General features: G+C 60.1%; 8 protein-coding genes. 3 read left to right on the top strand and 5 right to left on the bottom strand.

Going from position 1 to position 12,395, the window contains the following annotated elements; translation table 11 throughout:
- The first annotated feature begins 9 nt into the window (after window positions 1-9).
- Entirely contained in the window at window positions 10-930 is a 921-nt protein-coding gene (locus MD273_RS05025; protein WP_239036669.1) for a glucosaminidase domain-containing protein, read from the top strand.
- Window positions 931-970: 40 nt separating this feature from the next.
- On the top strand, window positions 971-1,864 hold the full coding sequence (gene yihG, locus MD273_RS05020) for a 1-acylglycerol-3-phosphate O-acyltransferase, YihG family (protein WP_239036668.1): 894 nt from the start codon (window positions 971-973) through the stop codon (window positions 1,862-1,864).
- A gap of 344 nt (window positions 1,865-2,208) precedes the next feature.
- On the opposite strand, the gene MD273_RS05015 is transcribed toward yihG, so the two are convergent.
- From MD273_RS05015 to zapE, 5 genes are all read right to left on the bottom strand, one after another.
- Entirely contained in the window at window positions 2,209-4,899 is a 2,691-nt protein-coding gene (locus MD273_RS05015) for a helix-turn-helix transcriptional regulator (RefSeq protein ID WP_239036667.1), read from the bottom strand.
- 369 nt (window positions 4,900-5,268) lie between these two features.
- Window positions 5,269-6,630: a DUF1329 domain-containing protein gene (locus tag MD273_RS05010; RefSeq protein ID WP_239036666.1), complete on the bottom strand. Its 1,362-nt coding sequence runs from the start codon at window positions 6,628-6,630 to the stop codon at window positions 5,269-5,271.
- A gap of 34 nt (window positions 6,631-6,664) precedes the next feature.
- Window positions 6,665-8,497 carry a DUF1302 domain-containing protein gene (locus tag MD273_RS05005; protein ID WP_239036665.1) on the bottom strand — a complete coding sequence of 611 codons (1,833 nt, stop codon included), beginning with the start codon at window positions 8,495-8,497 and terminating at the stop codon, window positions 6,665-6,667.
- Between the two features lie 529 nt (window positions 8,498-9,026).
- On the bottom strand, window positions 9,027-10,211 hold the full coding sequence (locus MD273_RS05000; RefSeq protein WP_239036664.1) for a thiolase family protein: 1,185 nt from the start codon (window positions 10,209-10,211) through the stop codon (window positions 9,027-9,029).
- A gap of 318 nt (window positions 10,212-10,529) precedes the next feature.
- Window positions 10,530-11,627, bottom strand: coding sequence for a cell division protein ZapE (gene zapE, locus MD273_RS04995; RefSeq protein ID WP_239037613.1), 1,098 nt, complete (start codon window positions 11,625-11,627; stop codon window positions 10,530-10,532).
- 231 nt (window positions 11,628-11,858) lie between these two features.
- Between zapE and MD273_RS04990 the strand changes: the two genes are divergently transcribed.
- A complete protein-coding gene (locus tag MD273_RS04990; protein ID WP_239036663.1) occupies window positions 11,859-12,302 on the top strand; it encodes a Z-ring associated ZapG family protein in 444 nt (147 codons plus the stop codon).
- Window positions 12,303-12,395 lie beyond the last annotated feature (93 nt).

The following is a 12,395-nucleotide window of genomic DNA, read 5'->3' as shown; positions in this document are numbered from 1 at the left end:
AGAGGTTGTATGTCTCAAGGTCGCCGGGCCCTGCTGTTCCTTATACCGATGATTGCCTTTGCAATTGGCGGCGGATTTTATATGCCATCGGGGAACTATGGTGATAACGGCTCCGAACTCGCGCTGCGGGACCTTCCCGCGCTGCCTGACTGGGCTGACGATCCTCTGCCGGACTTCTCCGCCTACCAGGACACCACCGAGAAAAAGGCGGCGTTCTTCTCGTTCCTGTACCCCCGCATCGTACTGGCCAATTCCCGGATCCTGCTGGAGCGGAGTTATCTGTTACGACTGGAGCAAAAGGCCGAGCTGTCGTCGTCTGAGAAGCGCTGGTTGAACGCGCAAGCCGATCGGCTCAGGATCGATGCGCCGACCGGCAGTGAGGATCAGTTCAGACTCCTGAAGAAACGGCTGGATGTGATTCCCCCCTCGCTGGTGCTGGCCCAGGCTGCCAACGAATCGGCCTGGGGCACGTCCCGCTTTGCCCGTCAGGGCAACAACCTGTTCGGCCAGTGGTGTTTCTCCAAGGGTTGCGGCCTGGTTCCGAAGAACCGGGTGGAAGGCGCCAGCCACGAGGTCGCCAGGTTTGTTTCGCCCTACCGCTCGGTGCGGGCCTATGTGCAGAACCTGAACCGGCATGAAACCTATCAGAGCCTGCGGGATATCCGCATGCAGGACCGCCGCGCCGGCGACCCCCTGTCCGGCCTGGAAATGGCGGAAGGCCTGCTCGGCTATTCCGAACGGGGCGAAGACTACGTAAAAGAGATCCGGTCCCTGATCCATTACAACAACCTGGGCTTTTATGACGATGATTTCCGCGACTCCGTCAGAAACCGGGCCCTGGAAGATCTGCAGCAGCTGGCCGCCACCCGCTCCGAAACCCAGTTGCTGCCAGGCAGGACCGATAACACAGAAAACGCCGCAGAAGGCTGACAGACACCGCTAACCCGCAAAAAACCAGAGAAAAAACGGAATGCTTGATTTTCTGCCCGCGCCGCTGAAGGGAATCCTCGCGGCCTTGTCGATTTTGCTGAACACCCTGATTCTGTTTCCCTTCCTGCTGCTGTTTGCCCTCGTCAAGCTGATCATACCGGTCACAGCCGTGCGCAAGGCCTGTACGGTGGTGCTCAACAACATCGCCTGGGTGTGGATTGGCTTCAACAACCTGCTGATGGACGTGCTGCACAAGGTGGAGTGGGACGTGCGCGGGGTGGCGAACCTGAGCCGGGAACACTGGTATTTCGTTACCTGTAATCACCAGAGCTGGGCCGACATTCCTGCCATCCAGTACGTGCTTAACAGCCGCATTCCCCTGCTCAAGTTCTTCCTGAAAAAACAGCTGATCTGGGTGCCCCTGCTCGGCGTCGCCTGGTGGGCCCTGGACTTCCCGTTCATGCATCGCCACACCAAGGAGCAGATCGCCAAGCGCCCGGAACTCAAGGGCAAGGACATCGCCGCCACCCAGGCCGCGTGCGAGAAGTTCCGCTATACGCCGGTGACCATTTTCAACTTTATGGAAGGCACGCGGTTTACTCCGGAGAAGCACCAGCGCCAGAATTCCCCCTATAAACACCTGCTCAAGCCCCGGGCCGGCGGCACCGCGTTCGTGTTTGGCGCCATGGGGGAGATGATACACACCATGCTGGACGTGACGATCGTGTATCCGGATGGCCGTAAGGGGTTCTGGGATTACCTGTGCGGGCGTATCCGCCGTATCGTGATCGATGTGCGGACACGGGAAGTGCCGGAGCAGTTCCTGGGCATGGATTATGAGAACGACCGGGAGACGCGGGCTGCGTTTCAGCGCTGGGTCAGCGAGATCTGGGCGGAGAAGGATGCGCGGATTTCGGAGTTGAAGGCGGAGTGAGGGGGTGGGCGCCAAGGTGGGGTCAGATGAAGGCCTTCATCTGACCCCGGTTTCAGATCTGACTGAGGAGCTGGGTGCCTAAGTTGGGGTCAGATGAAAGCGTTCATCTGACCCCGGTTTCAGATCTGACTGAGGAGTTGGGTGCCTAAGTTGGGGTCAGATGAAAGCGTTCATCTGACCCCGGTTTCAGGTCTGACTGAGGCGTTGGGGTCCTAAGTTGGGGTCAGATGAAAGCGTTCATCTGACCCCATTTTCAGGTCTGACTGAGGAGTTGGGGGCCTAAGTTGGGGTCAGAAGAAAGCGTTCTTCTGACCCCGTCTTCACCGGCGAACCCCCGGGATCAGTTACAGCAACCCGAGCTCCCGCGCCCTCACGATGGCCTGGGTCCGGGACTTCACTTCCAGTTTGGCGTTGATCCGCCTGGCGTGTGTTTTCACGGTGTGCAGGGAGATGTGCAGCTTGTCGGCGATCTCCTGGTTGGAGAGCCCTTTGGCGATGAGTTCCAGGACCGACTGTTCCCGGTCGCTGATGGGTTCGGCCAGGGTATCGGCGCCGGCGCTGGTGGCTTTGATGCCGAACAGGTTGCCGAGCGCATCCTTGAACTTGCCGTCTTCCAGCTGGCCGTAACTCTTCTCCATCAGTTCCTGCAGCTCTGCCCGCAGTTCGGTGAAAGGGCTGATGAAGTGTTCGGTGGCGGCGTCGTCGACGGCCGAGGCCAGCATCTTGCGGGCCGGGGCAAGGCCCTTTTCTTCATTCAGCAACACGGCCTCGAGCAACCGGATATGCAGCTCCACGCCCCAGGGGATGGTTTTGCCGTATCGATCGCGGATGCCCTGGAGGGTTTCCCGGGCGCGGATTCCGTCGCCTCGGGCCAGGTCCACCCGTACCTGCAGGCAGTCGAGCAGGCCCGGCATCATCGGGAACAGTTCCGGCACGCAGCCGGCATCGCGGTAGGGCTGGAGTTTCTGAAGTGCCTGAACCGCGCTCTCGATCTGGTTCTGGGCCAGCCAGCAGGTCGCTTTGAGGGCCTCGAGCACCGGCACGAACAGGGATTCGTCCACCTGCCAGGCATGCATGGTGCGCTCGGCGCGACCGATCCAGACGAACGCATCTTCCAGACGGTTCTCGCTCCGGCAGATCAGTACCCGGATGGCCATGGCCAGCAGCAGGCCCAGATCCCGGGTCTGCTCGGCGTGCCGGCCACAGAGCACCAGCAGCCGATCGGCCTCGGCAAGCCGGCCCTGATGCCAGAGCACCAGCACCAGATTGAGCTGCAGGCGGGTCTCGCCAATACGCGCCGGCCGTGCCAGCTCCTGCATGGCGGTATCCAGCCCGGTTCTCAACAGTTGTTCCGCATGCCGAAGGGCGCCCTTGCCCAGCTCGATGCGCGCGTGGGAGTACACGGCCAGAGCCTCGGAACCGGAATCTCCCGCTTCCCTGGCAAGGCGTGCCGCGGCGCGGTTGGCTTCCCGGGCTTCCGTAAAGTTTCCGGCGGCGCACAGGGCACTGGACCGGACAATCTGGGTGATCAGTTGGCCCTGGGGAGACAGCTCTCCGCCCGCCAACGCTTGGTCGGCCATCTGCAATGCCGGCTCGACCTTGCCCTCACCCCGCAGGATGAAGGCCTGGAGCGCAGCAATGCGGGCACTGTGTTCCCGGCGATCCTCCCCGGAGAGATCGTCCAACAGGGCCCTCGCCTGCCGGAACTGGCCACCAATGGCGTGGACCCAGCTATACACGATCCTCAGGCGGGCACTGCGCTCGAGCAGGGTTACCGGCAGGCTTTTGCGCAACCGCAGCAGGGAGGCAGTATCCTGCCCCAACAACAAGGCTTCAGAGCCTTCGGAGGCGATCCGGATGACTTCATCGCCATCCCCCGCCAACAGGGCATAACGCAGGGCCTCGGGGAATTGCTGGCGTTCGCCGAACCAGCGGCTGGCGATGGTCATTCGGGCTTCGTAACCGCTCATCGGCGCAGTGCGCAGCCATTCCTGCATCAGCGGGTTCAACCGGTACCAGCGACCCCGGCCCGGCATGGGCCGGATCGGCAAGCCCCACTCGTACACCCGCGAGGGTAATAACGCGACCTCCGGAAGTGCCGACTGAAGCGCCAACAGCAGCTCGTCCGAACAGAGTTCAAGCTCGGCAATGGCCCGAATCGAGCGGACCTGCCCCGGGGTAAGACCCGCCAGGACCGAGTCTTTCAGAAAACGTTCAACACTCGGACTTTCCTGGATGGGTTTACGTTCAAGCTCGCGCTGCACCTCACGGCGATACAGAGCCAGCGGCGTGGCCCAGCCTTCGGTGAGGTCGTACAGGTTATCAACGGCGACACTGGTCAGCTTGTTGGCCGCCAGCTCCCGGCTGAAGAATTCAAAGGTTTCCGGCCGGGAGAACTCAAAGACTGAGGGGCCAAGACGCGTGAACCGGTTCTCCAGCTCGAGGGCGTGGGTTTCGAACGGCAGGCCACAGCGGGAAATCAGCACCACGCACAGGTTATCCGGCAGTTCCTTCGCCAGCTGTTGCAACAGCGGCGTCACCGATGGATTGGTCAGGGTATGCAGGTTATCCATCACCAGGACCTGCATGTTGCTGTTGGACCCGCGGGTGTGGGCCACAAGCATCATGGCGAGGGCGTCAGAGAAGCCGGCGCCGCCCTGCAGGGCACTCTCCACTGCCTCGGGCATGTCGAAGGCCATGGAGAGCAGAGTCAGGAACCGGGTGGGCGCGTTGTCCTGGGGGGTCAGCGAGATCCAGCGAAGTGCGTTGTCACTGCCATAGCGGTTGACCAGGGCGCTGGCCACAGAATGGGATTTGCCATACCCGCTCGGTGCCTCAACGAGCACCGCATGGCTGGGCGCTATGGCCTGACCTATCCATTCATCGACCACCGGCCGGGCAAGTTTATCGCCCGGCAAGGATGGCACCCTTACCCGCTGGCGAAGCAGATCCCGCACCAGCTCCCCACGCTGAAGGCCGTTATTGGCAGACTGAAATTCGTCGTTGGCGGCCTTGCCGTCACTGAATGGTTTCACACACTGCCCCGCTGACAACCGGCTGGACGGCGAAACGTCCTGAGCCGCAATTGGAAGAACCCAATGACTTTTGAGTGGCGACCGGCTTTGGGTACGCCTTTAGTATGAGAGGAAGGTTAAACCAAGAGGGGGTTGGGCTGCAAAAGTTTGCGGTGAGGGTGGGGTCTGAAGAACTTGTTCTTCTGACTCGGAGTCAGGTCAAAGATGGGGTCAGATGAAGGTTTTCATCAGACCCCTGGGGTGAGCCCCCTGGGGTGAAGACTTTCAGGGTGGGGTCAGAAGAACGCTTTCTTCTGACCCCGGGTTTAGATCAAAGACGGGGTCAGATGAAGGCTTTCATCAGACCCCTGGGGAGACCCCGGAGTTGGCTTAGCGGGTACCCGCGCGGCGCAGGGCGGCCGGGGTGTAGTCGCGTGAGCGGCGGTCGATACCGAAGGTGTACGGGTTCTCTTCCTCGTTGGTCAGGCCCAGGGCCAGGTAGCGACCGGAGAGGAGATCGTACAGGGTTTCGATGGCGTACCAGGGCACGACCTGATCGTAGAACTGGACCGCATGGGCTTCGGCCACACGCCAGAGCTCGCCACGACCATCGAAGTGGTCGATGACGGAGGCCTGCCAGGTGTCTTCATCGATGAAGAAGTCACGCTGTGCGTAGATGTGGCGCTCGCCGCTCTTCAGGGTTGCACGCACGTGCCATACGCGGTGCAGCTCATAGCGGGTGTAGTCCTGGTTGATATGACCGGCCTTGATGATCTGGTCATAGTTCAGGCTCGGGTCCATGAGCTTGTAGGAGTTGTACGGAATGTACATTTCCTTCTTGCCCACCAGCTCCCAGTTGTACTTGTCCGGGGCACCGTTGAACATGTCGAAGTTGTCCGAGGTCCGCATGCCATCGGCTGCAGTACCCGGGCCGTCGTATGCAACCTGGGGTGCGCGACGTACACGACGCTGGCCGGCGTTGTAGATCCAGGCACGGCGGGGCTCCGCCACCTGGTCGATGGTTTCGTGAACCAGCAGCACGTTACCAGCCAGACGGGCCGGAGCGGTGATAGCCTGCTTGAAGTAGAACAGCACGTTCGGGTCATCACCCGGCTCGTAGTCCTGCAGGTACGTCCTCCAGGTCAGCTCGTCCTCGAAACGCACCACGGAGAAGTCACCACCGGCCGTCGGAGTGACCTGGCCGACGTTGCGCTGAACGGAGCCACCCCGGTAACGGGTGATGTGGTTCCAGATCACTTCCAGGCCGTTCTGAGGAATCGGGAACGGTGTCGCACTCTGGTAGTTGCCCAGACCGTTACCATCCTTGATCAGCTCGGTCTTGGTGGCATTCTCGACGGTCTGCTCCATGACGTGATCCGGGTAGGCCGCAGTCCGGTGGGTCTCGTACACGGGCATGAAGTAGTTGTCGTACTTCTTGATCATCGCAACCTGGCCAGGTGACAGGTTGTCGGTGTACTGGTCGACGTTGCTCTGGTCGATCACGAACTTGGGCTTCTCGTCGGGGAACGGATTGACGTAGATGCCGTCCCCTTTGTAACCCGCCGGCGGCGTGGTCAGTCCGCCCGTCCAGGCCGGAATGGCACCACCGTTACCGGCTTTCTCGGCGCCCATGGGCGTCAGTGAATCGCCCAGCTTGGCAGCCTCGGCTGCAGAAACCGCACCCCAGGCCTGGCCGGCACACAGACTGGCAGCCAGGACACCTGTGGTCAGTAGTTTCTTGTTCAGTCTCATTTAGGTTTCCTCGTCAGACGAATTGTTTTCCGGTTCAGAAGGAGTACGAAACGCTCGCGCTCACGAAATCTCGGTCAGTCAACTCGTTATACGGCTTCCCGCCGAAAAAGTTTGTGTAACCGATGTTACCGGTAATCTTGTTCTGGTACACCGCCTGCAGGGACAGGCCGATCGCCTTGCTACCCTCGTTGAAGGCGCCACCCGGCTGCGGGCTGTAGCCCTGGACGTCGTGGCTCCAGGCCAGCTGCGGAGACAGGTTGATACCGGCAAACACGTTCGGGTAGTCCCAGACGAAACGGGCGCGATAGCCCCAGGAGAAGTCGGTGGTGAAGCCGTCAGTTGTACAATAGGTATCGTTGAGGTTCAGCTCCTCACACCCACCACCCGGGCGGGTACCGACACCGAAGGTACCGGAACGGCCGTAGAGGGCTTCGTCTTCATCCGGCAGGTCGTGAACGTAGGTCGCACCGAACTCGGTGATGAAGGACAGACGGCTGGCACCCATGACCTGGTCAAAGAACTTGATCAGGGTGAACTGGGCCTGGGAGACCTTGTACCGGTCCCAACCGGAAACGTCCAGTCCGGACAGGTCAGCACCACCGGCTTCCGCCTCACGCTGGTCCTGAAGCAGACTCGCGTTCTCACCGGTGACCGGGTTGGTCAGCTGCAGACCACCGTAGATCAGCTCGAATGCGTTCCACTGCAGTGGCAGGTTCTCGCGGAAGCTGTATTCCGCACCCAGGGACCAGCCACCCGGGGTGGTGGTGTTGATGCTGATACCGTAGAGATCGATGTTCTCCGGGTACTCGATGAAGTAGGACGGGAAGGAAACGCCTTCGTCCGGGTTGTTCACGACACCGCTGACGTACGGCAGGCGGCTGTTGTACTTGATGTAGTAGAAGCCAAGCTCGGAGTCGTTCAGGGCCGGCACGTACCAGCGCATGGCCACACCGAACTGGTCTTTTTCATCGGCCTCACGGTCGCCTTCACGCGGCGCGATAAAGCCCTGGGCGTAGGCCTGGGAATCCGGCAGCTGGCCGGCCAGCAATACCGGGCCACAGCCATCAGGCGCAAAATCGTTGGTGGAGAAGAAGGTGCCGCAGTCATCCGGACGCACCGGCTCCCAGTCCGTCTGGACGAAGGTTTCCAGTGTGATGTTCTGGGTAACACCGGCAGAAGCGTAGAACATCTCAACCGGCAGCAGCGCGTCCTTCAGCTCCGAGCCCGGCGCCCGGAAAGCGGGGACGTCAACCGGGTTGATGGTGTTGATACCACCCTGAATGAACGTGCTCTCACCCCAGCTCAGCACCTGTTTGCCATAACGGAGGCTCAGGGGAACGTTGCCAAGATACCAGTCGGAGAAGACGTAGGCGTCCAGGATTTCACCACCTGACGCGTTGTCTTTGGCTTCCGGGTTGAGCTCACGCTGCTGACCGACGTAATCGACGGCGCGGCTCTCGTCCTTCAGCTCGAAATCGTACCAGTAACGGCCACGGAGGAAGCCCCCGACCCGGGTCAGGGTATCGCTATCCACCGCGTAGTCGAGGAACAGCTCACTGTTGCCTTTGACAATCTTGGAGTAGGTATCGCCCTTCTCGAAGTTCAGGTTGCCGTCATCGTAGTTGTTTGTCGATGCGCCTACGTCGGTGTTGGCGAACTCGGGCCCCAGGTTACCCTGGGCAATCAGTCGCTTGTCCCGATCCTCGACCCGCCATCCCACACCAGCGGACAGCGTTGTATTGAACTGGGCTTCCACGTCTCCCATGTAGAACGAGTAGGCGGAAGCCTGGCCGGCAGTACCGGCGGCAATCGCCACGGCCAGCGGAAGTTTGGTCCAACGCTGCCATTGATGAGTTTTTCTTGTCATTGGAAGGCTACTCCATTGTTGTTCTGAGTCGCTGCTCTGATTATTGGTGTTCACGATGTATTGGAGGCTTCATGCACAGTGCTCGTGATGTTGGCACTATAGCTAACGGTGTTGGGGGCTTTGATCAGTCAAAAGTATGATTTTGCTATCACACCCCGCTGGCCGCCCGGTTACTTCGCACAGTGATCACTATAGACAAGAAATTTGGTTGCAACCAAAAAAGAGAGGGATGGAGCCCGCGCCGGGGCGGATACTGGCCAGGGGGCATGCACAGGGGTCTGATGAAAGCCTTCATCTGACCCCAGAATTCGAACGCTGACGCCATACGAGCTGAACATGGGGTCAGAAGAGAAAAGCTTCTTCAGACCCCCGGGGTAGCCGTCTTGATTCGGTGGGAGGGTAAAAAAGGGGTCAGAAGAAAGCGTTCTTCTGACCCCGGTTTGGGATCGTGCCTGGGCGGGAGGGGAAAATGGGGTCAGATGAAGGCTTTCATCTGAACCCGTCTTCGAATCGCCCCCGCGAGGCCACCTCAGAGCATTTCGATGGCCATGGCGGTGGCTTCGCCTCCGCCGATGCACAGGGCGGCGATGCCCTTTTTCTTGCCGTAGTGCTTGAGCGAGTGCATCAGGGTGACCAGCAGGCGGGAGCCGGTGGAACCAACGGGGTGACCCTGGGCACAGGCGCCGCCGTGGATGTTGACTTTCTCCGGGTCGAGGCCGAGTTCCTTGATCGGCATCATGGCGACCATGGCGAAGGCTTCGTTGATCTCGAACAGGTCGACATCGTTCTTGCTCCAGCCGGTCTTGCCAAGCAGGGTTTCGATGGCGCCCACCGGCGCGCAGGTAAACTCGGAGGGGTGCTGGGACTGGGTGCTGTGAGCCACAATCCGGGCCAGCGGCTTGAGGCCGCGCTTCTCGGCCTCGGACTCCCGCATCAGCAACAGCGCGGAGGCGCCGTCGGAGATGGAGGAGGAGTTGGCAGCGGTCACGGTGCCATCTTTCTTGAACGCCGGCCGGAGGCTCGGGATTTTCTCGATGTTGGCGTTGTGGGGCTGCTCATCGTCCGCGACCACGACCTCGCCCTTGCGGGTCTTGACGGTCACCGGAATGATCTCGTCCTTCAGCAGACCTTCCTCGATGGCTTTCTTGGCGCGGGTCAGGGAGCGGATAGCGTATTCGTCCATTTCTTCCCGGGTGTAGCCTTTCTTGTCCGCCATGTCCTGGGCGAAAGCCCCCATCAGGCGGCCGGTCTCTGCGTCCTCCAGACCGTCCAGGAACATGTGATCCTGCGGCGCCTGGCCGGGGCCCATGCGGTAACCTTTACGGGCACCGAGGAGCACGTAAGGCGCATTGGACATACTCTCCATACCGCCGGCGACCATGATGTCGTTGCTGCCGGCCTTGATCAGGTCGTGGGCAAACATGGTGGCCTTCATGCCCGAACCACACAGTTTGTTGATGGTGGTGGCACCGGTATTGTCAGGCAGGCCTGCCTGACGCATGGCCTGACGGGCCGGGCCCTGCTTGAGACCGGCGGGCAGCACGTTGCCCATGATGACTTCCTGGACGTCCGCCGGCTGCAGGCCTGCGCGCTTGACGGCCTCGGCGATGGTGATGGCACCGAGCTCGGTGGCGGGAACATCCGCCAGGCTACCCATGAACCCACCCATGGGGGTGCGCACGCCGCTGACGATGACTACGTTGTCGTTGCTCATGGTTTGTGGACCTCTCGATTTTGTTTGGGTTTGGGGTCTGATGAACTTGTTCATCTGACCCCTTTTTTAGTTTTTGATGTTGGGGGTTGGTTTAACTTGGGGTCAGATCAATAAGTTGATCAGACCCCTGAGTATGGGTTGAAGTTGGGGTCAGAAGAACGAGTTCTTCAGACCCCTGAGTTGGGTTCGACATTGGGGTCTGAAGAAAGCTTTCTTCTGACCCCGTGTTCGCGGTTTGGCTCGGAGTTTGATTCCAAGATGGGGTCAGAAGAACGAAGTTCTTCAGACCCCTGGGGTATTTCAGCGCCCTGAGCCAACCTACGGTTTGTGCGGCGCCTCCAGGTATTCGTGGGACTGCATCTCGAGCAACCGGGATTCGGTGCGCTCGAATTCAAAACTGAGGCGGCCGCCAGCATAGAGTTCGGTGATTGGCGCGGCAGCGGATATGATGACTTTGACGTTGCGGTCGTAGAATTCGTCGATCATGTTGATGAACCGACGGGCCTGGTCGTCCTTGTCGCCGCCGAGAACCGGTACGTTGCTGATGATGATGGCATGGAACTGACGGGCCATTTCGATGTAGTCGTTCTGGGAACGGGGGCCGTCGCACACGTCGACGAAATCGAACCACACCACGTCATCGGCGTGGGCCTGCGCCGGGATCTTGCGGCCGTTGATCTCCATGGTCTTGCTGTGCTTGGCAGCTTCCACTGCCAGGCGGTCAAAGCTTTCGCGCAGGCTCACATCGGCCTGGTCGTCCAGCGGGCAGTGATAGAGCTCTGCCTGTTCCAGGGTGCGGAGGCGATAATCCACTCCACCGTCCACGTTGACCACCTCGGTGTGCTTTTTCACCAGGTCGATCGCCGGCAGGAAACGCTGGCGCTGGAGGCCGTCCTTGTAAAGGCCGTCGGGTACGATGTTGGAGGTACACACCAGGGTCACACCACGGGAGAACAGGCCATCCATAAGCGTGGCAAGGATCATGGCGTCACCGATATCGGAGACAAAGAATTCGTCAAAACAGATGACCCTGGTTTCGTCGGCAAACTTCTTTGAGACCATCTCCAGCGGGTTTTTCTCGCCCTTGAGGGCCTTGAGTTCGTTATGGACCCGCTGCATGAAGCGGTGGAAATGCACCCGCATCTTGCGATCAAACGGCAGGGACTCGTAGAAGGTGTCCATCAGGTAGGTCTTGCCGCGGCCGACACCGCCCCAGAAGTACAGGCCCTTGACCGGCTCTTCCCTGCCCTTCCTGAGCTTGCGGCGAAGCTTGGTCATGGCTTTGTTACGCTCACTTTCAGCTTCGACCAGTTTGTCGTACAGTGCCTGCAGGCGCTTTACAGCATCTTCCTGGGCCGGGTCCTTGTGAAAATCCGGGCGTTCAAGATCCTTCAGGTACCGCTGCCAAGGACTCAGGTTCGCACTGGTTTCGGAGGACATCGCTGCTGTCATCAAGGTATTCCCGGAAGTTGGACAATAAATTTGGGCGCGGTATTGTCGCTTATTTCGCAATATTTCGCCATTCGCAGCAGTCACAGAGGCAATACGACGATTGTTGCAGGCAGTAAGCGTGGGCGGGGAGCACCCCGGCGCGTTATACTGCGTTGAGGGCTTGGCTCATTTCTAGCTAAAAGGACGACACAGCATATGACGAACCTGATTCTGGCAGCGATTGCCGCTTTGGTTGTTGGCATTGTCATCGGGGTATTGGTTGGCCGCTCCGGTCAGGGACAGACTCTGCGGCAACGCCGTGCAGAGCAGCAGATTGACGAGCTGCGCAGCGAGTTCACTCGTTACCAGGCTCAGGTGAATGAGCACTTCATGGAGTCAGCCCATTTGTTGCGGCGGTTCAACGATGCCTACCGCGACGTGAATCAGCACATGGCCCGTGGCGCGAATCGTCTTTGCAACGACGAGGACTGGATGGAGGAACTCCAGCAGGAGACCTCCAAGAAGCGCCTCGAGGAAGTACGCGAGGACGCACCGTCAGAGCCTCCCCGGGATTACGCGCCGAAGAAGGATCCTGAGGCCAAAGGGACCCTTGCCGAGGACTTTGGGCTGGATAAGGAGAAGAAGGCTTCTGAGGCCTGAGTTTTTGGAGCTGGGGGTTGGTCCAGGTTGGGGTCAGAAGAAAGTGTTCTTCAGACCCCTGCATTGAGTTGGCGCAGAACATGGGGTCAGAAG

It is taken from the genome of Marinobacter sp. C7, assembly GCF_022343555.1.
In the GTDB taxonomy this organism is placed as follows: domain Bacteria; phylum Pseudomonadota; class Gammaproteobacteria; order Pseudomonadales; family Oleiphilaceae; genus Marinobacter.
Note: the sequence above shows the minus strand (reverse complement) of the source record. Positions and strands in the feature narration are given on the sequence as shown.

What these genes read in the sequence shown, in the direction of transcription:
- MD273_RS05025 (WP_239036669.1), top strand. Translation starts at nt 10, where the DNA reads ATGTCTCAAGGTCGCCGGGCCCTGCTGTTCCTTATACCGATGATTGCC.
- yihG (WP_239036668.1), top strand. Translation starts at nt 971, where the DNA reads ATGCTTGATTTTCTGCCCGCGCCGCTGAAGGGAATCCTCGCGGCCTTG.
- MD273_RS05010 (WP_239036666.1), bottom strand. Translation starts at nt 6,630, where the DNA reads ATGAGACTGAACAAGAAACTACTGACCACAGGTGTCCTGGCTGCCAGT.
- MD273_RS05005 (WP_239036665.1), bottom strand. Translation starts at nt 8,497, where the DNA reads ATGACAAGAAAAACTCATCAATGGCAGCGTTGGACCAAACTTCCGCTG.
- MD273_RS05000 (WP_239036664.1), bottom strand. Translation starts at nt 10,211, where the DNA reads ATGAGCAACGACAACGTAGTCATCGTCAGCGGCGTGCGCACCCCCATG.
- MD273_RS04990 (WP_239036663.1), top strand. Translation starts at nt 11,859, where the DNA reads ATGACGAACCTGATTCTGGCAGCGATTGCCGCTTTGGTTGTTGGCATT.